This window comes from Streptomyces scabichelini (assembly GCF_011045015.1).
Lineage (GTDB): Bacteria > Actinomycetota > Actinomycetes > Streptomycetales > Streptomycetaceae > Streptomyces > Streptomyces scabichelini.
This window is the reverse complement of the sequence record NZ_JAAKZY010000034.1, coordinates 21,785-47,059: the sequence shown is the minus strand read 5'-3', so window position 1 is coordinate 47,059 and position 25,275 is coordinate 21,785. Positions and strand designations below refer to the sequence as shown.

The 25,275-nt window shown below is 70.4% G+C and carries 23 protein-coding genes and 5 tRNA genes; 8 read left to right on the top strand and 20 right to left on the bottom strand.

All coding sequences use genetic code 11. The features are described from left to right. Nucleotides 1-32 precede the first annotated feature (32 nt). From G5C60_RS13630 to recG, 4 genes are all read right to left on the bottom strand, one after another. Nucleotides 33-1,121 carry an ATP synthase subunit B family protein gene (locus G5C60_RS13630; RefSeq protein WP_165258578.1) on the bottom strand — a complete coding sequence of 363 codons (1,089 nt, stop codon included), beginning with the start codon at nt 1,119-1,121 and terminating at the stop codon, nt 33-35. Nucleotides 1,122-1,231: 110 nt separating this feature from the next. Then, nucleotides 1,232-1,711, bottom strand: coding sequence for a pantetheine-phosphate adenylyltransferase (coaD, locus tag G5C60_RS13625; protein ID WP_206439482.1), 480 nt, complete (start codon nt 1,709-1,711; stop codon nt 1,232-1,234). Between the two features lie 26 nt (nt 1,712-1,737). Next, a complete protein-coding gene (gene rsmD, locus G5C60_RS13620) occupies nt 1,738-2,325 on the bottom strand; it encodes a 16S rRNA (guanine(966)-N(2))-methyltransferase RsmD (RefSeq protein ID WP_165258574.1) in 588 nt (195 codons plus the stop codon). Between the two features lie 108 nt (nt 2,326-2,433). Further along, a complete protein-coding gene (recG, locus tag G5C60_RS13615; protein WP_165258572.1) occupies nt 2,434-4,632 on the bottom strand; it encodes an ATP-dependent DNA helicase RecG in 2,199 nt (732 codons plus the stop codon). 163 nt (nt 4,633-4,795) lie between these two features. Here recG and G5C60_RS13610 point away from each other — a divergent pair, with 163 nt between their 5' ends. Together G5C60_RS13610 and G5C60_RS13605 are read left to right on the top strand one after the other, a co-directional pair. Then, nucleotides 4,796-6,643 (top strand): HSP90 family protein, encoded by a 1,848-nt coding sequence (locus G5C60_RS13610; protein ID WP_165258570.1) that lies wholly within the window; start codon nt 4,796-4,798, stop codon nt 6,641-6,643. Beyond that, complete coding sequence (locus tag G5C60_RS13605; RefSeq protein WP_241266767.1) at nt 6,640-9,633, top strand: tetratricopeptide repeat protein; 2,994 nt, start codon at nt 6,640-6,642, stop codon at nt 9,631-9,633. The genes G5C60_RS13610 and G5C60_RS13605 overlap by 4 nt, the downstream gene beginning before the upstream one ends. A gap of 155 nt (nt 9,634-9,788) precedes the next feature. Here G5C60_RS13605 and G5C60_RS13600 read toward each other — a convergent pair whose 3' ends face one another. Next, nucleotides 9,789-11,621: a DAK2 domain-containing protein gene (locus tag G5C60_RS13600; protein ID WP_420907369.1), complete on the bottom strand. Its 1,833-nt coding sequence runs from the start codon at nt 11,619-11,621 to the stop codon at nt 9,789-9,791. 266 nt (nt 11,622-11,887) lie between these two features. On the opposite strand from G5C60_RS13600, the gene rpmB reads away from it, so the two are divergent. Further along, nucleotides 11,888-12,073, top strand: coding sequence for a 50S ribosomal protein L28 (gene rpmB, locus G5C60_RS13595; protein ID WP_003993230.1), 186 nt, complete (start codon nt 11,888-11,890; stop codon nt 12,071-12,073). 107 nt (nt 12,074-12,180) lie between these two features. Here the strand turns inward: rpmB and thiD are convergent, their stop codons facing one another. Next, nucleotides 12,181-13,014 (bottom strand): bifunctional hydroxymethylpyrimidine kinase/phosphomethylpyrimidine kinase, encoded by an 834-nt coding sequence (gene thiD, locus G5C60_RS13590; RefSeq protein ID WP_165258566.1) that lies wholly within the window; start codon nt 13,012-13,014, stop codon nt 12,181-12,183. Further along, nucleotides 13,011-13,976 carry a thiamine-phosphate kinase gene (locus G5C60_RS13585; protein ID WP_165258564.1) on the bottom strand — a complete coding sequence of 322 codons (966 nt, stop codon included), beginning with the start codon at nt 13,974-13,976 and terminating at the stop codon, nt 13,011-13,013. Before G5C60_RS13585 ends, thiD begins: the two co-directional genes overlap by 4 nt. Nucleotides 13,977-14,203: 227 nt before the next feature. Between G5C60_RS13585 and G5C60_RS13580 the strand changes: the two genes are divergently transcribed. Further along, entirely contained in the window at nt 14,204-14,437 is a 234-nt protein-coding gene (locus tag G5C60_RS13580) for an Lrp/AsnC ligand binding domain-containing protein (protein WP_165258562.1), read from the top strand. A 20-nt stretch (nt 14,438-14,457) separates the two neighbouring features. Beyond that, on the top strand, nt 14,458-14,958 hold the full coding sequence (locus G5C60_RS13575; RefSeq protein ID WP_165258560.1) for a DUF3515 family protein: 501 nt from the start codon (nt 14,458-14,460) through the stop codon (nt 14,956-14,958). Nucleotides 14,959-14,991: 33 nt separating this feature from the next. Here G5C60_RS13575 and G5C60_RS13570 read toward each other — a convergent pair whose 3' ends face one another. From G5C60_RS13570 to G5C60_RS13560, 3 genes are all read right to left on the bottom strand, one after another. Further along, a complete protein-coding gene (locus tag G5C60_RS13570) occupies nt 14,992-16,149 on the bottom strand; it encodes a D-alanine--D-alanine ligase family protein (RefSeq protein WP_165258558.1) in 1,158 nt (385 codons plus the stop codon). 128 nt (nt 16,150-16,277) lie between these two features. Continuing rightward, nucleotides 16,278-17,297, bottom strand: coding sequence for an NAD(P)H-dependent glycerol-3-phosphate dehydrogenase (locus G5C60_RS13565; protein ID WP_165258556.1), 1,020 nt, complete (start codon nt 17,295-17,297; stop codon nt 16,278-16,280). Continuing rightward, nucleotides 17,294-18,064, bottom strand: a complete 771-nt coding sequence (locus G5C60_RS13560; RefSeq protein ID WP_165258554.1) for a 1-acyl-sn-glycerol-3-phosphate acyltransferase — start codon at nt 18,062-18,064, stop codon at nt 17,294-17,296. The genes G5C60_RS13565 and G5C60_RS13560 overlap by 4 nt, the downstream gene beginning before the upstream one ends. Nucleotides 18,065-18,208: 144 nt before the next feature. Here G5C60_RS13560 and cofC point away from each other — a divergent pair, with 144 nt between their 5' ends. Beyond that, nucleotides 18,209-18,841 carry a 2-phospho-L-lactate guanylyltransferase gene (cofC, locus tag G5C60_RS13555; protein WP_165258552.1) on the top strand — a complete coding sequence of 211 codons (633 nt, stop codon included), beginning with the start codon at nt 18,209-18,211 and terminating at the stop codon, nt 18,839-18,841. Between the two features lie 161 nt (nt 18,842-19,002). Beyond that, a complete protein-coding gene (locus G5C60_RS13550; RefSeq protein ID WP_165258550.1) occupies nt 19,003-19,206 on the top strand; it encodes a hypothetical protein in 204 nt (67 codons plus the stop codon). Between the two features lie 105 nt (nt 19,207-19,311). On the opposite strand, the gene G5C60_RS13545 is transcribed toward G5C60_RS13550, so the two are convergent. The 4 genes from G5C60_RS13545 to leuC all read right to left on the bottom strand — a co-directional run bounded on the left by G5C60_RS13545 (nt 19,312) and on the right by leuC (nt 22,598). Further along, nucleotides 19,312-19,923 carry an HU family DNA-binding protein gene (locus G5C60_RS13545; protein ID WP_165258548.1) on the bottom strand — a complete coding sequence of 204 codons (612 nt, stop codon included), beginning with the start codon at nt 19,921-19,923 and terminating at the stop codon, nt 19,312-19,314. Between the two features lie 138 nt (nt 19,924-20,061). Beyond that, nucleotides 20,062-20,292, bottom strand: coding sequence for an SCO5555 family protein (locus G5C60_RS13540; RefSeq protein ID WP_165258546.1), 231 nt, complete (start codon nt 20,290-20,292; stop codon nt 20,062-20,064). Between the two features lie 267 nt (nt 20,293-20,559). Then, nucleotides 20,560-21,153, bottom strand: a complete 594-nt coding sequence (gene leuD, locus G5C60_RS13535) for a 3-isopropylmalate dehydratase small subunit (RefSeq protein WP_165258604.1) — start codon at nt 21,151-21,153, stop codon at nt 20,560-20,562. An 11-nt stretch (nt 21,154-21,164) separates the two neighbouring features. Beyond that, the gene (leuC, locus tag G5C60_RS13530; protein WP_165258544.1) at nt 21,165-22,598 is read right to left on the bottom strand and encodes a 3-isopropylmalate dehydratase large subunit; all 1,434 of its coding nucleotides are present in this window, start codon (nt 22,596-22,598) and stop codon (nt 21,165-21,167) included. A 188-nt stretch (nt 22,599-22,786) separates the two neighbouring features. Here leuC and ndgR point away from each other — a divergent pair, with 188 nt between their 5' ends. Then, complete coding sequence (gene ndgR, locus G5C60_RS13525; RefSeq protein WP_007384919.1) at nt 22,787-23,503, top strand: IclR family transcriptional regulator NdgR; 717 nt, start codon at nt 22,787-22,789, stop codon at nt 23,501-23,503. 122 nt (nt 23,504-23,625) lie between these two features. On the opposite strand, the gene G5C60_RS13520 is transcribed toward ndgR, so the two are convergent. From G5C60_RS13520 to G5C60_RS13495, 6 genes are all read right to left on the bottom strand, one after another. Continuing rightward, nucleotides 23,626-23,698: transfer RNA gene (locus G5C60_RS13520), tRNA-Glu, on the bottom strand. A 43-nt stretch (nt 23,699-23,741) separates the two neighbouring features. After that, nucleotides 23,742-23,813: transfer RNA gene (locus tag G5C60_RS13515), tRNA-Gln, on the bottom strand. A gap of 21 nt (nt 23,814-23,834) precedes the next feature. Beyond that, a tRNA-Glu gene (locus G5C60_RS13510) sits at nt 23,835-23,907 on the bottom strand. Nucleotides 23,908-23,996: 89 nt separating this feature from the next. Then, nucleotides 23,997-24,069 (bottom strand) — tRNA-Glu (locus tag G5C60_RS13505). 21 nt (nt 24,070-24,090) lie between these two features. Then, a tRNA-Gln gene (locus tag G5C60_RS13500) sits at nt 24,091-24,162 on the bottom strand. A gap of 89 nt (nt 24,163-24,251) precedes the next feature. Then, nucleotides 24,252-25,016: an HAD family hydrolase gene (locus tag G5C60_RS13495; protein WP_165258542.1), complete on the bottom strand. Its 765-nt coding sequence runs from the start codon at nt 25,014-25,016 to the stop codon at nt 24,252-24,254. Nucleotides 25,017-25,275: the final 259 nt, after the last annotated feature.

Here is a 25,275-nt window from a genome sequence, read left to right as displayed (position 1 = left end):
GGACGCCGGCGTACGCCCCTCGGCGCCCCCGGTCAGCGTCCGCCGCGCTCCTGTTCGTACTGGCGCAGCTGCTCGGCGCTGATCATGCTCGTGTCGAAGAGGCTGGTCTCGTCGAGGGTGTGCGCCTGCGGCTGGGGCTGTTGCTGCTGTTGCTGGTAGGCCTGCTGCCCCTGGTTGGGGTCGTATCCCGTCTGCTCGCCGTTCGGGTCGTAGCCCTGCTGCGGGTAGGCGGCGTACGGATCGGCCTGCTGCTGGTACGCGTACTGCTGCTGGTCCTGGCCGTATGGCTGCTGATAGCCGTACGCGTCGGTCTGTTGCTGATACGCGTACTGCTGGTCTTGGTGGCCGTACGGCTGCTGGGCGGGAACGGCGGGGGTCGGCCCGGCGGGCCCCCCGTGGGTGTCCGCAGGGGCCGCGAGGCCGTCGAGGTACTCGGCGTCGCTGGTGTGCTGTACGGGCGTCCCGTCGTCCGTGAGCGCGCCCAGATCGTCGGAGGCGATGCGGCCGTGGAGCTTCTGGCGGCCGCGGCCGACCGCGTCCAGGGTCTTGGCGAGGACGGCCTCGAAGGCTCCGAGCTTGACGTCGACGTATTCGTCCGCGTTGCGGCGCAGGGTCTCGGGGTCGTGGCTGCGCTCGGGGGCGTCCTCGTCCTCGTACCCCTGCTCGTCGAGGCCTGGCCCGGTGCCCAGGAGCTTCTCGCGGCCGCGGCCGACGGAGCCGAGGGTCTTGGTGAGGACGACCTCGAAGTTGGCGAGCTTGGAGTCGACGTAGTCGTCGGCCTCCGCGCGGATCTCCTCGGCCTCCTTGCGGGCCTCGGCGAGGATGCGGTCGGCCTCGTTCTGGGAGCGGCGGGCGACCTCGGTGTCGGAGATCAGCGAGCCACGCTCGGCGTGCGCGGACTCGATGATCCGCTGGGCCTCCTCGCGGGCCTGCTCGACCAGCTGCTCACGGCCGCCGATGAGTTCCTGGGCCTGGGCGAGGGAGCCGGGCAGGGCTTGGCGCACCTCTTCGAGCAGGGAGAGCAGCTCGGCGCGGTTGACCACGCACGAGGCCGACATGGGCATCGAACGGGCGCTGCCGACCGCTGCGACGATCTCATCGAGCTTCTTCTGCACGTCCACCGTGTGCTCGCCACTCTCTACAGCTGTGATGGAGACGGACGGGTCGACTGTACGGCCACTCCCGCACCATCCGACACCGGATGACGCACTGTCAGCCACCCGTGGGCGTCTCAGTCCTTCTTGAGGCGTTCGCCGAGGGCTTCGAGGACCACCGGAGGCACCAGGTGGGAGACGTCGCCGCCCCAGGCCGCGACCTCCTTGACGAGCGAGGAGGACAGGAAGCTGTAGGTGGGGTTGGTGGGGACGAAGAGGGTTTCGACTCCGGAGAGGCCGTTGTTCATCTGGGCCATCTGCAGCTCGTAGTCGAAGTCGCTGACCGCGCGGAGTCCCTTGACGATGGCGGGGATGTCGCGCTGCTTGCAGAAGTCGACGAGGAGGCCGTGGAAGGACTCCACCTCGACGTTCCCGAACTCCGCGGTGACCTGGCGGATCAGGTCGATCCGCTCGTCGATCTCGAAGAGGCCCTTTTTGGACTGGTTGATCATCACCGCGACGTGCACGACGTCGTATAGCTTGGAGGCTCGGGCGATGATGTCGAGGTGTCCGTTGGTGATCGGGTCGAATGACCCGGGACAGACGGCGCGGCGCAACTGAGGTCCCTCGCTCTCCGGTCCGGTCATCGTGCGTCTTCGCACGTAGAGGCGGCGCGACCGTACCAAAACGTTCCCTCGCCGTAGCGACGGGAGCGCAGTGCCTCAAAACCGCCGGGCCACCGGAATTCGCCGCCTCTAGTACTGCGCTCCACGGTGACGAGAGCTTCGCCCATGAGCCAGCCCCCCGCACGGAGTGTGAGCAGGATCTCGCGAAGATCGTCGTCCGGGACGTCGTACGGCGGATCGAGGAAGACCAGGTCGTACGGGGCTGTCGGCGCCCCTGCGCGGATGATCTGCCCGGCTTTGCCTGATCTGACCTCGGCGCCGGGCAGCCCGAGCGACTTCACGTTCTCCCGGATGATGCGCGCCGCGCGGGCGTCGGCCTCCACGAGCAGGGTGTGCCCGGCGCCGCGTGACAGGGCCTCCAGGCCCACGGCGCCCGAGCCGGCGTAAAGATCGAGAACGCGCTCGCCGTCCAGGGGGCCGCCCAGCAGGGACTGCCAGGTGGAGAAGAGGCCCTCGCGCGCGCGGTCGGAGGTAGGGCGGGTACCGGTGCCCGGCGGGACGGCCAGGCGGCGTCCGCCGGCCCGGCCGGCGATCACGCGGGTCATCTCTGTCCTTGTCGTGGAACGAGCGGCTGTGACCGTTCCAGTCTCTCAGTCCCCGTCCCGCGGGCGCTCGTCGTGGGGCCTTTTCCGGCAGGACGTCCGGGGAACGGCTCACCCCTTGTCCAGATACTGCTCGCGCTCCTCGTCGAGCAGGGCGTCCAGGGCCGTACGCAGGGCGGGCAGGCGCGTGAGTTCGGGGTCGGCGGCGACGACCGCGGCCGCCTCCTCGCGGGCCTCGGCGATGATGTCCTCGTCGTCTATGACGGTGAGCATGCGCAGCGAGGAACGCACGCCGGACTGGGCCTGGCCGAGGACGTCGCCCTCGCGACGCTGTTCGAGGTCGATACGGGACAGCTCGAAGCCGTCGAGCGTGGCGGCCACGGCACCCAGCCGGGCGCGGGCCGCGCTCGCCTCCGGCATCTCGGTGACCAGGAGGCAGAGTCCGGCGGCCGAGCCCCGGCCGACCCGGCCGCGCAGCTGGTGCAGCTGCGAGACGCCGAACCGGTCCGCGTCCATGATCACCATCGCCGTGGCGTTCGGCACGTTGACCCCCACCTCGATCACCGTCGTGGCGACCAGGACGTCCGTCTCGCCCGCGGCGAAGCGGCGCATCACGGCATCTTTGTCGTCCGGCTGCATACGGCCGTGCAGCGCCTCCACCTTGAGGCCCTGGAGCGGGCCCTTGGCGAGCTGGTCGGCGACGTCCAGGACGGCGAGGGGCGGACGCTTCTCGGCCTCGTCCTCGGGGGACTTCTTCTTGGCGGAGTTGTCCTCCTCGTCCCCGATGCGGGGGCAGACCACATACGCCTGATGGCCGCCCGCGACCTCCTCGCGCACGCGCTCCCACGCGCGCGACAGGAAGTGCGGCTTGTCGGCGGCCGGGACGACATGGCTGGCGATGGGTGAACGCCCGGCGGGGAGCTGGTCCAGGACGGAGGTCTCCAGGTCGCCGAAGACGGTCATCGCGACCGTACGCGGGATGGGTGTGGCCGTCATGACGAGCAGATGCGGCGGCTGCTTGCCCTTGCTGCGGAGCGCGTCGCGCTGCTCCACTCCGAAGCGGTGCTGCTCGTCGACCACGACCAGGCCGAGGTCGTGGAACTGCACCTTGTCCTCGATCAGCGCGTGCGTCCCGATCACGATCCCCGCCTCGCCCGTGACGAGATCGAGAAGCGCCTGTCTGCGGGCGGCCGCGCCCATGGACCCGGTCAGCAGCACCACCTTGGTGGCCTGCTCGGCCCCGCCCAGCATGCCTCCCTCGGCCAGCTCCCCCATCATCTCCGTGATCGACCTGTGGTGCTGCTGGGCGAGCACTTCGGTGGGCGCCAGCATGGCCGCCTGCCCTCCCGCGTCGACGACGGCGAGCATGGCGCGCAGCGCGACCATCGTCTTCCCGCTGCCCACCTCTCCCTGGAGCAGCCGGTGCATCGGGTGCTCGGTGGCGAGGTCGTCGAAGATCTCCTTGGAGACCTTTTGCTGGCCTTCAGTGAGGGTGAAGGGGAGCTTGGCGTCGAAGGCGGTGAGAAGGCCGTCAGGCGTGGGTTTGCGGGGGACGGCCGGGAGTTGGCCGTCCGCGTGGCGACGGCGGGCCAGGGCTACCTGGAGGACGAAGGCCTCGTCCCACTTGAGGCGGGCGCGGGCGTCGGCGATGTCCGCCTTCGTGTGCGGGCGGTGGATCTTCAGGAGCGCTTCCGGAAGGGAGACCAGGCCCCGGTCCTCCCGCAGCGCCGGCGGCAGCGGATCGACGGCCTCCTGGGCGCTGGGGAGCACCGTCTGGAGCGATTTGCCGATCTTCCAGGACTCCAGCTTGGCGGTGGCCGGGTAGATCGGGATGAGGGATCCGGCCCACTTGTCGACGGCCTCGTCACCGTCGCCGCGCAGCAACTCGTAGGCCGGATGGGCGAGTTGAAGCCGATGGTTGAAGACAGAGACCTTGCCCGCGAACATGGCGCGCGTGCCCGGCAGGAGCTCCTTGTGCGGTTTGTGGGCGCCGTTGCCGAAGAAGACCAGCTTGAGGCGGCCGCTGCCGTCCGTGATGGTCACTTCGAGGCGCTGGCCCTTTCCGCGGGGCGCCTTGGGCGACGAGAAGGTGAGCAGGCGGGCGTCGGCGACCTGGGCGACCACCGTCACGTGCTCGTCCATGGGCAGGTCGGCGAGGTGGGTGAGCTGCCCGCGCTCCTCGTACCTGCGCGGATAGTGGTGCAGCAGGTCGCCGACGGTGTGCAGGCCTAGGTGCTCGGCCATCACCTTCGCGGTGGCGGGGCCGAGCACTTTCTTCAGTGGTTCATCTAGCGCGGGCACGAGATCCATTGCACACCACGCCACTGACAATGCCGTATACGTCCCGGAATTTCGCTGGTCAGGCGGGTCTGTTCGGGCCTAGGATGGCGCGCTCCGGCCTTGTTCGCGGTCACCCGCTCGCGGGACCGCCCGACCCCGCGCCGTCGCCCGTCCCCCCACCGGCGCAGCGACGATGGACTCTCAGATCTCCCAGTCATCTCAGGCATCTCAGTCACCCCATACGTTTCAGGTCGACCTGCGCGGCTTGGTGGACCTGCTCTCCCACCATCTCTACTCCAGTCCCAAGGTCTACCTGCGCGAGTTGCTGCAGAACGCCGTGGACGCGATCACGGCCCGGCGCGCCGAGCAGCCGGACGCGCCCGCTCGGGTGCGGCTGTCCTTCGAGAACGACACGGCCGGCGCCCTGCGGGTGGAGGACTCCGGGATCGGGCTTACCGAGGCGGACGTGCACAACCTCCTCGCGACGATCGGCCGCAGCTCCAAGCGGGACGAGGGCCTGGAGTCGGCGCGCTCCGACTTCCTCGGCCAGTTCGGGATCGGGCTGCTGGCCTGTTTCGTGGTCGCCGAGCGCATCCGCGTCGTCAGTCGCAGCGCCCGTACGCCCGACGCACCGCCCGTCGAGTGGACGGCGACGGACGACGGCTCGTACACGGTGCGTACGCTGCCTCAGGAGGCCCGCGTAGAACCCGGCACCACCGTGCACCTGGTGGCCCGCCCGGGCGCCGCCGACTGGCTGTCCCCGGAGCGCGTGCTGTCGCTGGCCCGGGACTTCGGTTCGCTGCTGCCGTACGACGTACGCGTGGGCGACGAGACGGTCACGGATCTTCCGGCGCCCTGGGACCGCCCGTACCCGTCTCCCGCCACCCGAAGGGTGGCCCTGGCGCGGCACTGCCACGAGCTGTTCGGCTTCACACCGCTGGACTCGATCGAGCTGGACGTCCCGCTCGCCGGGATCCGCGGTGTGGCGTACGTGCTGCCGTCCGCGGTCAGTCCGGCCCAGCGCGCCGGGCATCGCGTGCACCTGAAGGGCATGCTGCTCACCGAGCGGGCCGAACAGCTGCTGCCCGACTGGGCGTTCTTCGTGCGCTGCGTCCTCGACACGGACAGCCTGCGGCCCACCGCGTCGCGCGAGTCGCTGTACGAGGACGAGACCCTGGCGGCCGTACGGGAGGCGCTGGGCGAGCGGATCCGGTCCTGGCTGACCGGACTCGCCGCGGGCGACCCGGAGCGGCTGGCGGCCTTCCTGGCGGTGCACCACTTGGGCGTGAAGTCCCTTGCCCGGCACGACAGCGAGATGCTGCGCACGATGCTGCCGTGGCTGCCCTTCGAGACGACCGACGGGCGGCTGTCCCTGGAGGAGTTCGCGCAGCGGCACCCGGTGGTGCACTTCACGCGGACCGTGGAGGAGTACCGCCAGGTCGCCCCGATCGCGTCCGCGCAGGGCGTCGGGGTGATCAACGGCGGTTACACGTACGACAGTGAGCTCGTCGAGGCGCTGCCTTCCGTGCGGCCCGGCACCGTTGTCGCGGAGCTGGACGCCGACACCGTCACCGCTCATCTGGATTCCGTCGACCCGGCCGAGGAACTGGCGCTCTCGGGTTTCCTGGCGGCCGCCCGCGCCAGGCTCGACCCCCTGGGCTGCGACGTGGTGCTGCGCGCCTTCCACCCGCTGTCCGTGCCCGCGCTGCACCTGGACGACCGGTCGACGCGTCATGAGCAGGCGCGCGCGGACGCCGAGGGGCAGGCCGACGATCTGTGGGCGGGCATTCTCGGCTCGCTGCGCGGCAGTGCCCCACGCGCGCGGCTGGTGCTCAACCACCTCAACCCGCTGATCCGGAGGATCAGTTCACTCGACGACCGGGAGTTGATCGGGACGGCCACGGAGTCCCTCTACGGGCAGGCCCTGCTGATGGCTCAGCGGCCGCTGCGACCCGCCGATTCGGCACTCCTCAACCGGGCGTTCATCGGCCTCCTGGAGTGGGCGACCCACAGCAACTCGCCGGAGGAGGGCGGCCGATGAACCCGACCATGGGCTTCGAGGCGCTGCGCCGGGCGATGTCGGAGAACTATGAGCAGCCGGAGGGCCCCGCCCGCAACGCGCGCGCGGAGCAGCTGCTCGTCGAGGCCGAGAAGCTGAACATCCCGCTCGCCGTGATCGAAGCGCTCGGACACCAGCTGAAGGTCTACAACTACAGCTCCGAGAAGGACAAGATGTTCGTCCCCTTCGCGCGTCTGCTGCGCATGTGGGACGAACGGCCCGAGGACTTCGACGAGTACGAGGTCCACTCGCTGCACTGGGTCTTCAAGTGGATGTCGTCCGGCATGCTCGACCAGCCGCACGTTCCGCTCGCCTCCATCGAGAAGTGGCTCGGCGAGATGGAGCACCGCTACCGCCTCGCCGGTCACTCCGAACGGGCCGTGCGCAGCGCGGAGTTCAGCGTGGCCGCGCATGTCGGGGACCTGGCGCGTGCCGAGCGGGCGTACGCCGCGTGGCTGGCCGCCGACCGGGACAGCATGGCCGACTGCCACGCCTGTGAGCTGCACGGCCAGGGCTGGTGGCGGGCGCTGCAGGAGGAGGACACGCAGGCGCTGGAGCTGTGGCGGCCGGTCCTGGAGGGCGAGTACACGTGCGCCCACGAGCCGCACACCGCGCTGGCGTCGTCCCTGCTCCCGCTGCTGCGTCTCGGCCGCCTCAACGAGGCGCGCGCCCACCACCTGCGGGGCTTCCGTCTGGTGCGGCCCATGGAGAGCATGCGGGGCGCGTACGCCGACCATGTGGAGTTCTGCGCGCTGACCGGCAACGAAGCGCGCGGCCTGGAGCTGCTCGCGGAGCGCCCGGCGTACTTCACGGACTCCGGGGAGCCGCGCAGCAAGCTCGACTTCATGGCCGTGGTGGCCCTCCTGATGGACCGCATGACCGAGCTCGGCCGCGGCGACCAGCCGGTCCCCGGCCCGGCCGGCCGTACGTGGACCGCACGCGAACTCGCCGCCCACGCGCGCGGGGAGGCGCTATCACTGGCCGCCCGTTTCGACGAGCGCAACGGCACGGCATACGTCAGCACCCGCGCCCGGGAGCGCATGGACCGACGGCCGCTGGTGGACCGGCTGCCCCTGGGCGTACGGGCACGGACCATGACGGCGCCCGTGACATCCGCGCCTGCCCCGACCGCCGCCGCTGATACTGCTGCCGCGGGCGCACCCGCCGAGTCGGAACTGTCCGCGCTGCTCGCCGAGGCCCGTCGGCTCTCGGAGGCGCTGCACCCGGAGTCCGTCGCGGCGTGGGCCGCGGTCGCCGAGGCGGTCGGGGACGAGGAGCTGCCTCACCGCGACCGCGCGGAGATGACCGACCACGAGGCGATGGGCCTCGGTCCCGAGGGCGTGGAACTGTTCGCCCGCGCCGCCGAGCTGTACACCGAGGCGGGCGACCCGGGCGAGGCCATGGCGGCACGCGCGCGTGGAGCGTACGTACTGGCCCTCACCGGCCGGACCAACGAGGCACTGGCCGCGGTCTCGGAGCCGTACGAACGGGTGCTCGCCCTCCACGCGGAAGGCGGGACCGGGGTCCAGCAGGTGGCTTCCGTGCTGGTGGGGCGGGCGCGGATCCTGTTGCAGCGGGTGCACGAGGCGGCGGAGACGAACGAGGTCGGCCCCTCCGGAGGCGCCGACCCCTCAGGAGGCGCGGGCCTCTCAGGAAGCGAGGCGTTCACCGCCGCAGAGAGCGCTGTGCGGGAGCTGCTGGCGCTCGCCGAGCCGCACACCGGAGACGACCTCCTGGTCGCCTCACGCGCCGCGGAGGCACAGGCCATGCTCGGGGAGCTCGCGGCGCACGCCGGGGACGTGGAGACGGCGGCGGAGCAGCTCACGCGGGCCTCGGAGGCGTTCGTGGCGGCGGGGCTGCCGTGGTTCGCGGTGGAGTACGAGGCCCGGCTCACCGGCATGGCACGCCACCTGGGTGACGCCGAGGCGGCGGAGCGGGCGGCCCGGGCGGCGCTGGAGCACGGCGGGCCGTACCTGGAGGCGATGGGCCACGCCCAGCTGCACCTCCAGCTGGCCGAAGTCCTCGGAGCCACCGGCCGGTTCGGGCCCGCCGCGGAGCACGCCCTGGAAGCGGCGCACTGGGCCGACGAGGGCGGCGAGGGCGCCACGCTCGGCGCCTGGGCGCGGCATCAGCTCGGCGGCTTCCTGGTACGCCAGGGGCGGTGGGCGGAGGCCGCCGAGGTACTGGAGTCGGCGCTGCCCGAACTGGCCGCGGAGACCCACGGCGAGGGTGCGGTCGTGCAGACCCGGTGGTGGCTCGGCGACTGTCTCACCGAGCTCGGCGAGCACCGCGGGGCCGCCGAACACTGGCTCAAGGCCGCCGAGATCGCCCGGCACTGGCCCGAGCAGCGCGACCACGCGATGCTCGCGCACCTCGCCGCCGAAGCCCTCGAGAACGCCGGCCTGCCCGCCCAGGCGAAGGCGGCCTACGAGCGGGCCGGTGACCTGTGGCGGTCCCTCGGCAACGTCCACGGGCTGGTCCGCTCCCTGCGGGCGCGTGCGTGGCTCGCGGGGCGCGAGGAGGGTGCCGGGCCGGATGCGGCGCGCGAGTTGATGCGGGCGGCGGTCCGGGAGTGCGAGGCAGCCGTGGCGGAGGACGACGGCGCGCGGGAGCAGCTCGTCGCCGAACTCGCCCACACGCACCGGCAGTTCGGCGACCTGATCGCACGGTCCGTGGCCGACGACGCCGACGACGAGTCGATTCGCGCCGTGCTCGAGGAGTCCCTCACCCACATCACGCGGGCCGCCACGGGCTTCGCCTCCCTCGGCGACACCGGCCTCCACAGCCGCACCGGCGCCGAACTCGCGGCCGGCTGGCTGGAGGCCGACCTGGAACGCCCCGAAGCGGCGGCGGCACGCGCACGCGTGGTTCTCACGGCGTACCCGGAAGCCGACCACGCCGACGCTCCCGACGAGACGGCGGAGTCCCGGCGGGCGGAGGCGGAGCGGCTGCTGCGGGTCACGGGAGCGTGAGCGCTCCGCTGGGGGCGCGGTTCGAAGCTGCGGGTTCGTCGTGGCTGGTCGCGCAGTTCCCCGCGCCCCTTACGGGGCGCTGGTCGCTCCCCCAATCACAGCGGAGCCGCATATCGACACAGCCCCGCGCCCCTTACGGGGCCTCGGCTCAGGGTCTACTCCACGCCGATCAGCAGCAGCGCGCCCTGTCGCCCACCCCGGTACACCACCGTGTCGACCGCCAGGTAGGACTCGCGTACCCGGGCTTCGAGGTGGGCGGCGATCGTGTCGGGAGCGTCGTCGCCCAGGACCAGGGTCACCATTTCGCCGCCCGCCGCGAGCATGCGGTCGAGGACGGTTTCTGCGGTGGCCGTGATGTCGGAGCCGATCACCGCGACGTCGCCCTCGATGAGGCCGAGGACGTCGCCGGCCTGGCAGATGCCGGCCATGGTCCACGACTCGCGTTCCGCGACGGCGAGTTCGGCGTAGCGGGTCGCGCCGGCCGCCGAGGTCATCGAGACGACATCCTCGTCGAAGCGCCGTTCCGGCTCGTGGACGGCGAGCGCCGCGATGCCCTGCACCGCGGATCGCGTGGGGATCAGCGCGACCCGGACGCCGTCCGCGCGGACCTGCTCGGCCGCCGCGGCCGCGGTGTGGCGCAGCTCGGCGTCGTTCGGCAACAGCACCACCTCGCGCGCGTGTGCCCGCCGTATCGCCTCGACGAGTTCCCCGCTCGCGGGCGGCTCCTCCGGGCGGGCGAGAACGGTGGTCGCCCCGGCGTCGGCGTACAGCCCGGCCAGCCCCTCTCCCGGGACCACGGCGACGACCGCACGCTGTGCCCGCTCACGGACCGGCCGCCCGGCGGCACCCGCCGTGTGCGCGTCACCGGCCCCGAAGTGCGTGATCCGGATTCGGTACGGCCGCCCGGCCTCGACGCCCGCCTCCACGGCTGCGCCCGCGTCGTCGACGTGCACATGGACGTTCCACAGCCCGTCCCCGCCGACCACGACGAGCGAGTCGCCCAGCCCGTCGAGCCGGTCACGCAGCCGGTCCACGGCCGCGTCCTCCGCCTCCAGGAGGTAGATCACCTCGAACGCGGGCCCGACCCCCTCCAGGGCCACGGATCCGTCCGCGCACTCCCCCACGTCTCCGAGCGGCTCCACGGAGCCAGAAGGGGCCTCCCCGGAAGGCCCCTCCCCGGAAGTGGCCTCCACGCGCGCGTGCCCCATGAGAACCGGCACCGCCCCCGTGGCGGCAGGTGCCTCCCCCGTGAACGTCTCCACCAGCGCCGCCAGCACGGCCACGAGCCCCCGTCCGCCCGCGTCCACCACCCCGGCCCGCTTCAGGGCCGTCAGCTGCCCCGGAGTCGCCGCGAGGGCCGCCCGTGCCCCCTCGTACGCCGCCCGCGCGACCGTGCCGCAGTCGCCCTCGGCCCCGGAAGCCGCGTCGGCAGCCGCCGAGGCGACTGTGAGGACCGTGCCCTCCACGGGGTGCGCGACGGCGTGCCGTGCCGAGTCGGCCGCCTGCCGGAGGGCGAGCCGCAGGCCCTGACCGTCGGTGTGGGCGGTCGCACCGCCGGCGGCGAGCACCTGGGCCATGCCCCTCAGGAGCTGCGCGAGGATCGTCCCGGAGTTGCCCCGGGCCCCGATGAGCGCGCCGTGCGCCATCGCGCGCATCGCGTCGGCGAGCGCCGGCCGCTCGGCCGCCCCTTCACTGGAGACACCGGAGGAGCCCGAGCCCCCGGAGGCACCGCCGGAGACGGCGCCATGCGCCGCGAAGACCGCCTCGACCGCCCCTGCCGCCGACTCCACGGTCAGATACAGATTGGTACCGGTGTCCCCGTCCGCGACCGGATAGACGTTGATCGCGTCGATCTCCTCGCGCGCGCGGCCGAGGGCTTCGAGCGCGAGTCCGCACCAGGCGCGCACCGCGAGAGCGTCCAGTGCCCGCCCGTCTCCCACCGCCGCCCTCAACCGAGGCCCTTCGGGCCGCCCCTCCCTCTCTGGCACCTGCGGCACCTGCGCCTCCTTGAGCAGCCGAACGTGGGACGCAGCGTAGACCCGGGTCAGGTCTCCGTCGGAAGAGGACCGGGACAGGCCCCTGGGCCGACCATGGTAGTTTCGTTCTACGGACGCAGTCGTTGTATGCTGCTCCGGTTGCCCGATCCCGATCGGGCCTTCCCCCTGGCACCGCCACTCAGATCCTGGATTCCTAGATCTTGATCTCGGCATGCCGGGATCAACCGTAAGAGCATCTGAAGTCTTTGGAGTGACCCGTGGCTGCCAACTGCGACGTCTGCGGCAAGGGGCCGGGCTTCGGCAACAACATCTCGCACTCGCACCGCCGTACGTCCCGTCGCTGGAACCCGAACATCCAGCGCGTCCGTACCGTGGTGGGCGGGACGCCGAAGCGCGTGAACGCTTGCACCTCGTGCATCAAGGCCGGCAAGGTCTCGCGCTGACGCTCTGCTAGCGCGCGGCCACTGCTGGTTCGCTGTACAGAGCCGGTCCACCGAAGGGTGGGCCGGCTTTTTGCCGTTCCCGTGGATCAGGGACGTACCCGGATGGATCAGGAACGTACCCGGAACCGCCACCCATGATCCACCGGCCCGATCCCGCCCCCCAGCGCGAACCCCCCGGCGATCGCCCCGGTGACGTACTCCTTGGCCGCCGCGACCGCTTCCGGGACGCCCTCCCCCTTCGCCAGCCCCGAGGCGATCGCGGACGCGAGGGTGCAGCCCGTGCCATGCGTGTGCCGGGTGTCGAGGCGGGGCGCGCGCAGCCAGTGCTCGTCGGAGCCGTCCGTCAGCAGGTCGATGGCATCGCCGCTCAGGTGGCCGCCCTTGATCAGCGCCCACTTCGGGCCGTACGACAGCACAGCCGCAGCCGCTCGCCGCATCTCGCCCTCCGACTCGACCCGTACGCCCGTGAGCTGGGCGACCTCGTCGAGGTTCGGGGTGGCCACGGTGGCGACGGGCAGCAGCTTCGTGCGTACGGAATCCAGGGCGGACGCGGCCAGCAGTGAGTCCCCGTGCTTGGAGACGCCGACCGGGTCGACGACGGCGGGCGCGTCCGTGCCCGCGATCAACTCGGCGACGGCCTCGACGAGTTCGGCCGAGGCCAGCATGCCGGTCTTGACCGCCTGAACCCCGATGTCGTCGACGACGCTGCGGTACTGGGCGCGTACGGCCTCCACCGGCAGTTCCCAAGCGCCTTGTACGCCAAGGGAGTTCTGGGCCGTGACGGCGGTGAGCACGCTCATGCCGTGCACGCCGAGCGCGAGCATCGTCTTCAGGTCGGCCTGGATCCCCGCCCCGCCGCCGGAGTCGGAACCGGCGACGGTCAGCACACGCGGCGGAGCACCCCTGACACCCACGCCACTCACGCCACCCACAGCACTCATGACTCGATGTCCCCGAAGTGGTCCCAGCCGCCCTTGCTGGTCCACGGCGCCCCGTCGACGGTGACCTGCGGCAGCGCCGAGGGGTTGAGGACCTCGCCGATCACCTTCCAGCGGGCGGGCAGCTTCACGTCCGGCGGGAAGGTCGCCACGATCGCGTGGTCCTCGCCGCCGGTGAGCACCCACTGGAGCGGGTCGACACCGACGGCCTGGCCGATGTCGTTCATCTGCGAGGGGATGTCGACGGCGCCGGAGCGGATGTCTATGCGGACCTTGCTGGCCTCCGCGATGTGCCCGAGATCGGCGATGAGCCCGTCGCTGACGTCCGTCATCGAGGTCGCGCCGAGTCCGGCGGCCGCGGGACCCGCGTGGTACGGCGGTTCGGGGCGCCGATGGGCCTCGACGAACGCGCGCGGCGAGCGGAAGCCGCGGGAGAGCACCGCGTGCCCGGCCGCGGACCAGCCCAGCCAGCCCGTCACGGCGACGACGTCGCCGGGCTGGGCTCCCCCGCGGATCACCGGCTCGTGGTTGCGCAGATCGCCTAGTGCGGTGATCGAGACGGTGATCGTGTCGCCGCGTACGACATCGCCGCCGACCACGGCCGCGCCCGCGACCTGGCACTCGTCGCGCAGGCCGTCCATGAGCTCGGAGGGCCAGGTGGCCGGAAGTTCGGCCGGGACGACCAGGCCGAGCAGCAGCGCGGTCGGTACGGCGCCCATGGCGGCGATGTCCGCGAGGTTCTGCGCCGCCGCCTTGCGCCCGACGTCGTACGCCGTGGACCAGTCGCGGCGGAAGTGCCGCCCCTCCAGGAGGATGTCGGTGCTCGCCACGACCCTGCGGTCGGGCGCGGCCACCACGGCGGCGTCGTCCCCCGGCCCGACGCGTACCGCCGGGGTGGTGGTGAGCCGCGAGGTGAGCTCCTTGATGAGCCCGAACTCTCCCAACTCGCCCACGGTTCCCTTCATTGTCGTACGTCTCCTTCTGTTACTGCCGCTGCCAGATCCAACCCTGCCGCCGCCCGGTCGCGAGCCGTCACTGACCTGGGTACGGTCGAGTCGACCGTCAACTTGTGCCGTTCACGCACCTCGGCGCGCAAGTCGCAGGCCCCCCGGGTCTCCCCGCGGTGAGCGGCGACGCGATACCGTGGCGTTCCTTTTCCCCACATGATCCTCGTGGCCGCCCTGGAGGTTCCGTGGTACAGGCGTACATCCTGATCCAGACGGAGGTCGGCAAAGCGTCGACCGTCGCTGAGACGATCAGCAAGATTTCGGGGGTGATCCAGGCCGAGGACGTGACCGGACCGTACGACGTGATCGTGCGGGCCCAAGCCGACACCGTGGACGATCTCGGTCGCATGGTGGTCGCGAAAGTCCAGCAAGTGGACGGCATCACGCGTACCCTGACCTGCCCGGTGGTGCACCTGTAGCCCCCGTCTACCCTTTGCCGGTGAGCTTCTTGCGTCCCCGGCTGTTCGGTCTTCCCGCCCTCATCCTGCTGATCTCCGCCACAGGCTGCTCCTCAGCAGACGACAGCGCCTCGGCCGTGGTTCCCAGCCCGGACGCGAAGGTCACCAAGCTGTGCCAGAACCTGGACGAACGGCTGCCGCCGAAGGTGGACGGCCTCGACCGGGAGGATCCCGAGCCCCGGTCCACGCTGACCGCGGGCTGGGGAAGCCCGGCGATCATACTGCGCTGCGGCGTCGAACGGCCGCCGAAGATGACCGACCCGAAGGTCGCCGAGGGCCGTGACCCCGACGCGGTCGCCGGCGGTGTGAACGGCGTCGACTGGCTGATGGAGGAGGGGAACGACGGGGCGTACCGCTTCACCAGCGCATCGCGCGTCGCGTACGTCGAGGTGACCGTACGCAAAGGGCAGGACACGTCCGTCGTCCTCATCGACCTGGCCGCGGCCATCAAGAAGGCGATCCCCGAAGGGATCGCCGACTAGCCGCACTCTACGAAGGGACGCGCCCGCGAAGGGTCAGCGGAGCCCCGTGGAACGCCGCAGCGCCGCCTGCACCAAGCGGTCCACCAGTTCCGGGTAGCTGACGCCGCTCTCCTGCCACATGCGCGGGTACATGGAGATCGGTGTGAAGCCCGGCATCGTGTTGATCTCGTTGATCACGAACTCGCCGTCCTCGGTGAGGAAGAAGTCCGCTCGTACGAGACCCTCGCACGACGCCGCGTCGAAGGCCGCGACGGCCAGCCGCTGCACCTCGGCGGTCTGCTCGTCGGTGAGCGGTGCGGGCACGATCCCGGGGGCGGCGTCGATGTACTTCGCCTCGAAGTCGTAGAAGTCGTGGGACTGCGCCGGCGGGATCTCGGCCGGCACCGAGGCACACGGTCCGTCCTCGAACTCCAGGACCCCGCACTCGATCTCGCGGCCGCGCAGCAGCGCCTCCACGATGATCTTCGGGTCGTGGTGCTGGGCCGCCGCGATCGCCTCGTCGAGGCCGCCCAGGTCGTCGACCTTGGTGATGCCGATCGACGAACCCGCGCGCGCGGGCTTCACGAAAAGCGGCCAGCCGTGCTCGCCCGCGAAGTCGACGATGCGCCGCCGGGCACCCGTCTCGTCGAGCTCCCACTCACGCGGACGGATCACCATGTACGGGCCGACGGGCAGCCCGAAGGAGGTGAACACCCGCTTCATGTACTCCTTGTCCTGGCCGACGGCCGAGGCGAGCACGCCCGAGCCGACGTACGGGACACCGGACAGCTCCAGGAGACCCTGGAGGGTGCCGTCCTCGCCGTACGGGCCGTGCAGCACCGGGAAGACTACGTCCACCTCACCGAGCGCCTTGGGGACCGAACCGGGCTCGCTGTAGACGACTTCGCGGTTGGACGGGTCGACGGGGAGGATCACCCCGCCCTCGCCGGACTCGGCGAGCTGCTCCACGCTCGGCTGGCGCCGGTCGACGATGGCCATCCGTTCCGGCTCGTCCGCCGTGAGCGCCCAGCGGCCGTCCTGAGTGATGCCGATCGGCAGGACGTCGTACTGCGTCCGGTCGATGGCGCGCAGGACGGCGCCGGCGGTAACGATGGAGATCCCGTGTTCGGAACTGCGGCCGCCGAACACGACGGCTACACGCGGTTTACGAGGCGTCTGCCCAGGGCTCTGGGGGAGGTTCTCGGTGCTCATATCGCGTTGAGAGTACCCGTTGGTACGGCGGTGAGTCAGCGCCCCACGGCGGCCGTTGTCCGGTGTCGTACGAGCCGTTGCTCAGCGTCGTACGAGCGGTCGCGCAGCGTTGAGGGTCAGCGCCGTTCTCAGCGCCGTTCCGGCTTCGCGCTGCGCGCCATCAGTTCCTTCAGGGCGACGACCGGCGGCTTGCCCTCATGGACGATTCCGACGACCGTCTCCGTGATGGGCATGTCGACGCCGTGGCGGCGGGCCAGATCCAGCACGGACTCACAGGACTTGACGCCCTCGGCGGTCTGCTTGGTGACCGCGATGGTCTCCTGAAGGGTCATGCCCTTGCCGAGGTTGGTGCCGAAGGTGTGGTTGCGGGAGAGCGGCGAGGAACAGGTCGCCACAAGGTCGCCCAGGCCCGCGAGCCCGGAGAACGTCAGCGGGTCGGCGCCCATGGCGAGCCCGAGCCGGGTCGTCTCCGCCAACCCGCGTGTGATGAGCGAGCCCTTGGCGTTGTCGCCGAGCCCCATGCCGTCCGCGATGCCCACTGCGAGCCCGATCACGTTCTTGACGGCGCCGCCGAGTTCGCAGCCGACCACGTCGGTGTTGGTGTACGGCCGGAAGTACGGCGTGTGGCAGGCGGCCTGGAGGCGCTGGGCCACCGCCTCGTCGCTGCACGCGACCACGGCGGCGGCCGGCATGCGGGCGGCGATCTCCCGTGCGAGGTTGGGTCCGGTGACCACCGCTATGCGCTCCGCGCCGACCTTGGCGACGTCCCCGACGACCTCGCTCATCCGCATCGCGGAGCCGAGTTCGATGCCCTTCATGAGGGAGACGAGGACGGTGCCGGGAGCGAGCAGCGGAGTCCATTCGGCGAGGTTTCCGCGCAGCGTCTGCGAAGGGACGGCGAGCACCGTGAAGTCGGCGTTGCGCGCCGCCTGTGCGGCGTCCGTGGTGGCGCGCAGATTCTCGGGGAGTTCGATGCCCGGCAGGTAGTCGGGGTTCGTACGCGTGGAGTTGACCGCTTCGGCGAGTTCGGCCCGCCGCCCCCACAGCGTCACGTCGCATCCGGCGTCGGCGAGCACCATGCCGAAGGCCGTGCCCCACGATCCGGTCCCGAAGACGGCCGCCTTGACGGGCTTGCCGGATGTCGTCACTTGCCGTGCCCCTCTTCCTGTTCTGCCTTTTCGTGTGCCCGCGCCCTGCGCCGCTGCTCGATGCGCACCTGCTTGGGGTCGTACGGCGTCTCGGGCGCCTTCTCGCCGCGGATCACCTCCAGCTGAACGGTGATCGCAGCCATGATGACCTCGGTCGCCTCCTTGAGGACGTCCGGGGTCATCTCCTTGTCATAGAAGCGCGACAGGTCCACCGGCGGGCCCGCGAGCACGTGATGTGTCTTGCGGGGAAGGATGTTGGGTTTCTTGGCGTACGGCGGCAGCAGCAGGTTGGCACCCCACTGAGCGACCGGAATCACCGGGCACTTGGTCTGCAGCGCGACGCGTGCGGCACCGGTCTTGCCGGTCATCGGCCACTGACCGGGATCGCGCGTAATGGTGCCCTCGGGATAGAAGGCGACGCACTCCCCGCGCTCCACGGCGTCGATAGCCGCCCGGAAGGCGCTCAGCGCGTCGGTGCTCTCGCGGTACACGGGAATCTGTCCCGTGCCGCGCATCGCGGCCCCGACGAATCCTTTCCTGAAAAGAGCGGCCTTTGCCAGGAATCGCGGAACGCGTCCGGTGTTGTACTGATAGTGCGCGTACGCGAAAGGATCAACGTGAGAATTGTGGTTCACCGCGGTAATAAATCCGCCCTCGGCCGGAATGTTCTCCATTCCACGCCAGTCCCGCTTGACCAGAACCACCAGCGGCGGTTTGCAGAGGACCGCTGCGAAGCGGTACCAGAAGCCGATTCTGCGGCGGGGCACGCGGACACCTTCCTCTAGGGCCTGGGGGGCCGCACAAGTGTCGCCCCAGGCCGCCGGTCTGTCGAGAACACCGTACGCCCCGGCCACTGACCAGCCCCGGTGCTCGGGTCACAATGGGCGCGACGAGAGAGGGACGGAACACCGGTGCAGTGGACCTTGGTCATACCCCTGAAAGCCCTGGCGCGGGCGAAGAGCAGGCTCTCGGACACCGCCGCCGACGGACTGCGGCCCGGGCTCGCCCTCGCCTTCGCGCAGGACACCGTGGCGGCCGCTCTCGCCTGCGCCGCGGTGCGCGATGTGGCAGTCGTCACGGACGACGTGCTGGCCGGCCGCGAGTTGGCCGCGCTGGGCGCCCGGATCGTCCCGGACGAGCCGGCGGGCGGCCTGAACACCGCCCTGACACACGCGGCGTCGTTCGTACGCACCAGAAGCCCCGAAAGTCCTTTGGCGGCCCTGAATGCCGATCTCCCCGCACTGCGCTCCCTGGAATTGGCCCGCGTCCTCGACGCGGCCGCCGAATTCCCCCGCGCTTTTCTCCCGGATGCCGCCGGAACGGGCACGACTCTGCTGACCGCGGCAGCGGACCGTGAATTGCTCCCGGCGTTCGGCCCGGATTCCCGCGCCCGCCACCGCGCCTCGGGAGCCGCGGAACTCGTCCTGCCCGCGGTGGATTCCGTACGCCAGGACGTGGACACCGGCGACGACCTACGAGCGGCACTCGCACTCGGTGTGGGTTCACACACGGCAGCGGCGGTAGAACGCCTGAGGGCCGCATGAGCGCCCCGTCAGAGGGCGCGGGACTGTGACAACCTGCGGCCGCATGAGCGCCCCATCAGGGGCGCGGGGAACTGCGCGACCAGCCCACGCGGACCCGCACCGTGTCCACCGACCTGCACCTCACGCACCCAGCTCCAAGCGGAGCGCCTACGCTGGCCCTCATGCAGGCGACCGCGTACACGTACGACCCCGAGACCCATAGCGGGCAGGTGCTGCTCGACGACGGCACTCCGGTGCCCTTCGACGGCCCGGCGTTCGACGCGGGCGGGCTCAGGCTGCTGCGCCCTGGGCAGCGGGTGCGGATCGAGACGGAGGGCGAGGGCGAAGCGCGCCGTATCACCCTGGTGACGCTGCAGACCCTCTGAGCGGACCGTCTGAAGGCCTGTGGCCCAGTAGTTCCGGACACGCCGCGGGCCGGGCTCTCTCCGCTGAGGAGCCCGGCCCGGCGCGTGAGTGTCCCAGCGCCCTCTCTACCGGCGGGCGGTGGTCTTCTTGGCGGTGGTCTTGCGCCCTGTCGACTTCTTCGCGGGCGCCTTCTTGGCGGCCCCCTTCTGGGCGGTGGTCTTCTTGGCCGCGGTCTTCTTGCCGGCCGCCGAGGTCTTCTTGGCGGTCGTCTTCTTGGCCGGGGCCTGCTTCGCCGCCGTCTTCTTGGCGGTGGTCTTCTTGGCCGCGGTCTTCTTGGCGGGCGTCGCCGCCTTCTTGGCCGTGGCCCTCTTGGCCGCGGCCTTCTTGACCGTGGCGGCGGCGCCGCCGGTCAGGCTGCCCTTGGGCGCCTTCTTGACCGCGACATCGTGCTTCGGGAGCTTCTTCGAGCCGCTCACCAGGTCCTTGAAACCCTGGCCCGCGCGGAACCGCGGCACGGAGGTCTTCTTGACCCGAACACGCTCCCCGGTCTGGGGGTTACGGGCGTAACGGGCCGGACGATCAACCTTCTCGAAGGAACCGAAACCGGTGACAGAGACCCGTTCCCCTGCGACAACCGCACGGACCACGGCGTCCAGTACGGCATCGACCGCGTCGGCGGCCTGCTGACGCCCGCCAACCTTGTCCGCAATCGCTTCTACGAGCTGCGCCTTGTTCACGTCTTCCCCTTCGGAGACATTGCCAGAACGAAAGTGTTCAAGCCTTTTCGCACGTTAGGCAGATATATACCGCAAATCAAACACGAAACGGGCTAATCACCCTAGTGCCGCAACGAACTCGGACTGTCGCGGAGTTCCTCAGAGGCCCTCTTCGGGGAATCGCCCCTCGTCGAGGTCCGCGGTGAACCGCTCCAGACGCCTAGTCGCATCGGCGAGATCGTGCTTGGCCACGGCCGTAATGACCAGCAGCTTCCGGGTCAGCGCCATCCGTACGCCCTCCGGGACTTGCAGTGCGCGCACCCTTGCGTGCGCTTCCTTGAGTTGGGACGCGACTGCCGTATAGAGCTCGAGTTGGCCGTCGTGTTCCATGCACAGATTGTGCCATCTGGGGCGAGTTGTCGCCTGCGCAGGGGGTAACTGCTGCCTCGCAGGCGCTTCCCGCACACCTCCGCACAAGCCTGTGCCAAGGCTCGATTACCCCAACAAACCCCCTTGAAACAAGGGGAGTTGAAGCCAATCACGAAACCCCTCTGACCTCGTCCGAAGGCAGACACAGCAGTACCCCCAACCGTCCACGATTGGGGGTACTGAGGCCTGTTGAGGTGGCTGGAATCAGCCTTGCGGTCTGCGGGCCGTTCAGGCTTGGAGGGTCCGCGGCTTGTAGGCGGGCCGCTTGGACTCGTACGCGGCGATGTCCGGCTCGTTCTGCAGCGTGATGCTGATGTCGTCGAGCCCGTTCAGCAGCCGCCAGCGTGCGTTCTCGTCCAGTTCGAAGGAGGCGGTGATGCCCTCCGCACGCACCTCACGCGCCTCAAGGTCAACAGTTACCTCAGCCTGTGGGTCTTTCTCCGTGAGTTCCCACAGCGCGTCCACGATCTTCTGCTCCAGAACGACCGTGAGCAGACCGTTCTTCAGCGAGTTGCCGCGGAAGATGTCCGCGAAACGCGACGAGATGACCGCCTTGAAGCCGTAGTTCTGCAGCGCCCACACGGCGTGCTCGCGCGAGGAGCCCGTACCGAAGTCGGGACCCGCGACGAGGACGGTGGCGCCCTGCCGCTCGGGCTGGTTGAGGATGAACGACGCGTCCTTGCGCCAGGCCTCGAACAGCCCGTCCTCGAAGCCGTCCCTGGTGACCTTCTTGAGCCAGTGGGCGGGGATGATCTGGTCGGTGTCGACGTTGCTGCGGCGCAGCGGGACGGCCCGTCCCGTGTGCGTGGTGAATGCTTCCATGGCCATGGTTCTCAGACTCCAGCGGGCGTACGGGCGGCAGACTGGTCGTTCAGGTCGGCGGGGGACGCCAGATGGCCGAGCACGGCGGTGGCGGCGGCGACCTGCGGCGAGACCAGGTGCGTACGGCCGCCCTTGCCCTGCCTGCCTTCGAAGTTGCGGTTGGAGGTGGACGCGGAGCGCTCACCGGGGGCCAGCTGGTCGGGGTTCATGCCCAGACACATCGAGCAGCCCGCGTGCCGCCATTCGGCGCCGGCCTCCTTGAAGACGAGGTCCAGGCCCTCCTCGACGGCCTGCAGTCCCACGCGCGCGGAGCCGGGGACGACCAGCATCCGTACGCCGTCGGCGACTTTGTGGCCCTCGACGATCGCGGCGGCCGCACGCAGGTCCTCGATACGGCCGTTGGTGCAGGAGCCTACGAAGACGGTGTCGACCTTGATGTCGCGCAGCGGCTGCCCGGCGGTCAACCCCATGTATTCCAGGGCCTTTTCGGCGGCATACCGCTCCGAAGCGTCCTCGTACGAAGCAGGATCGGGGACGGACGCCGAAAGCGGCGAGCCCTGACCGGGGTTGGTGCCCCAGGTGACGAACGGCGCGAGGGAGGCGCCGTCGATGACGACCTCGGCGTCGAATTCCGCGTCCTCGTCCGACTTCAGGGTCTTCCAGTACGCGACGGCGGCGTCCCAGTCCTCGCCCTCGGGGGCGTGGGCGCGGCCCTTGATGTATTCGAAGGTGGTCTCGTCGGGGGCGATCATGCCCGCGCGGGCACCGGCCTCGATCGACATGTTGCAGATGGTCATCCGGGCCTCCATCGAGAGCTTCTCGATGGCGGAGCCGCGGTACTCCAGGATGTAGCCCTGGCCGCCACCCGTACCGATCTTGGCGATGATCGCCAGGATCAGGTCCTTGGCCGTGACGTCCTCGGGCAGTTCACCGTCGACCGTGATGGCCATGGTCTTCGGGCGGGCCAGCGGCAGCGTCTGGGTGGCCAGCACATGCTCGACCTGGGAGGTGCCGATGCCGAACGCCAGCGCGCCGAAGGCGCCGTGCGTGGAGGTGTGTGAGTCGCCGCAGACCACGGTCATGCCGGGCTGCGTCAGACCCAGCTGCGGTCCGACGACGTGGACGACGCCCTGCTCGACGTCGCCGAGCGGGTGCAGGCGTACACCGAAGTCGGCGCAGTTCTTGCGCAGCGTCTCCAGCTGGGCGCGCGAAACCGGGTCGGCGATGGGCTTGTCGATGTCGAGGGTCGGGGTGTTGTGATCCTCGGTCGCGATGGTGAGGTCGAGGCGGCGCACGGGGCGCCCCGCCTGGCGAAGGCCGTCGAAGGCCTGCGGGCTGGTCACCTCGTGCAGCAGGTGCAGATCGATGAAGAGAAGGTCGGGCTCGCCCTCAGCGCGCCGGACGACATGGTCGTCCCAGACCTTCTCCGCGAGTGTCCTACCCATCGCTTTCCCTCCGGCCGGCCTGTGTGGCGCCGGCCCAACTAGAGACTTCGGGATGGCCGCGTCCGTCACCCCCGCACCGGACGTCTGCCGCCGGGCCCGCTGGTCTACGGGCCGTTGTACGTACAGGGTGGCGCGTTCCACGGAAAATTGAACTTGCGTTTCACAGAGTGAGACGCGAGTATCGTTGCATGGACAACAGTAGCGGCGTCGGCGTTCTGGACAAGGCAGCCCTTGTCCTGAGCGCCCTGGAGTCCGGTCCGGCCACCCTCGCGGGCCTGGTCGCGGCGACCGGACTGGCACGACCCACGGCACATCGTCTCGCCGTGGCACTTGAGCACCACCGGATGGTGGCGCGGGACATGCAGGGCCGTTTCATTCTCGGTCCGCGCCTGGCCGAGCTGGCCGCGGCGGCCGGCGAGGACCGCCTGCTGGCGACGGCGGGCCCGGTGCTCACCCACCTCCGTGACATCACGGGCGAGAGCGCGCAGCTCTACCGCCGCCAGGGCGACATGCGTATCTGCGTCGCCGCGGCGGAGCGCCTGTCGGGCCTCAGGGACACGGTCCCGGTCGGCTCGACGCTCACCATGAAGGCGGGCTCCTCGGCCCAGATCCTGATGGCCTGGGAGGAGCCGGAGCGCCTGCACCGCGGCCTCCAGGGCGCCCGCTTCACGGCGACGGCGCTGTCGGGCGTACGGCGCAGGGGCTGGGCCCAGTCGATCGGCGAGCGTGAGCCGGGCGTCGCGTCCGTCTCGGCGCCGGTGCGCGGGCCCTCGAACCGGGTGGTGGCCGCCGTCTCGGTCTCCGGGCCGATCGAGCGCCTCACCCGCCACCCGGGCCGGATGCACGCCCAGGCGGTCATCGACGCGGCAGCCCGCCTCTCGGAGGCGCTGCGCCGCACCGGCTGATACCCCGAGTCGATCCGACCGGTCGCTTCAACGCCGCAGCGACCGGCTGGAGTTGAGGTTGTCCTGCCGTTCAACTCAACACGAAGAAGCCCTCCCCAGCTGGGGAGGGCTTCTTCGTCACGTACCCCCGACCGGATTCGAACCGGCGCTACCGCCTTGAGAGGGCGGCGTGCTAGGCCGCTACACAACGGGGGCGAGGATCTTGCAAGCGCTTAATTTACACCGCCGCAGATCCGAGCTGGTCTACCAGGACTCGAACCTAGACTAACTGAACCAGAATCAGTCGTGCTGCCAATTACACCATAGACCAATGATGGTTTAGACCAGTTTGTACCCCCGACCGGATTCGAACCGGCGCTACCGCCTTGAGAGGGCGGCGTGCTAGGCCGCTACACAACGGGGGCCCTAGCGATCCTCACCCGGCGATAGCCGGATGTTTGTCACCGTGAGAACCAGTGGGTACGACCCGGACTGTCTCCCTGGGAAGGATCCGTACCCCCGACCGGATTCGAACCGGCGCTACTGCCTTGAGAGGGCAGCGTGCTAGGCCGCTACACAACGGGGGCTTTGCAGATGAGCTCTGCGAGCTGGCCTACCAGGACTCGAACCTAGACTAACTGAACCAGAATCAGTCGTGCTGCCAATTACACCATAGGCCATGGAAACGCAACCCCCGGTGGGGATCTTGTTTTAGCTTGCGCCTCCGGCTCCCGGCCTGTCGGCCCGCTCCGGTGGCGCAGGAAGAACATTACCCGAAGGTGGACGGCGCTCCAAAACGGGTATCGGCCCGGAGGATCCCCGGAAGTTCGGCCAGCGAGGCGATTCGGCGCAGGCCGGCGGGCTGATCAAGTACGTCGTTCCCGCGCGTGTCGGCGGCGTCAGTGACGGCGTTCACGCCCACGCGGTCGATCCAGACCGAGAAGAGCCCCGCGTCGGCCGCGCCCTGTCCGTCGATCTCCGGGTGGTCGCCGACGTACGCGACCTGGTGCGGGGACAGCTCCAGGGCCTCGCAGGCCGCATGGAAGGCCTGGGCGTCCGGCTTGGAGACGCCGAGTTCGGCGGCGCACAGGACGGACTCGAAGCGGTCGCGTACGCCGAGGATGCGGAGCTTGCGGTCCTGGACGTGGAGGCTGGAGTTCGACAGCACAGCGTGCCGGTGGCTGGCGGCGAGGGTGTCGAGGGCGGGCAGCACGTCCGGGAAGAGCTCCCAGGCGGCCTCGTAGTGGTCCATGTACCGCAGGAACCAGGCGTCGGCCTCGGCGTCGGTCAGCTCCTCCCCCAGGAAGACCCGCACCCGGTCACGCCGCTGCCCCTCGAAGGAGGCCTCCCCCGCCGCGAACCTGGCCCACTGCCGGTCGGTGACCTCCCGCCAGCGCCCGAGGGCCTGCTCCACGGACGCGTACCCGTCGAGCAGGCCCTCGGCCGCGAGATGCCCGCGCATTCCGGCCCGGTCGGCCGTGGTGTAGTCGAAGATCGTGTCGTCGATGTCCCAGACCACGGCGCTGATCGTCATGACACGACAGTACCGCCGACACCGCTCCCGGCTGGGGGTTCGGGGGTTATCCCCCGATGAATGCAGTGTCGATGTCCCAGACCACGGCGCTGATGCTCATGGTCCGACGGTAACCCGGGGCTGGGGACGGCGTCCCTCGCTTTCTGCGGAGCAGGGCCGAAAGCGGGGTCGGGTCGCTGACCCGCCCTGATCGACGAGTACGACGTCTGATCGCAGCCACGCACGGAGGGGCGGCACCCACGCCGGGTGCCGCCCCTCC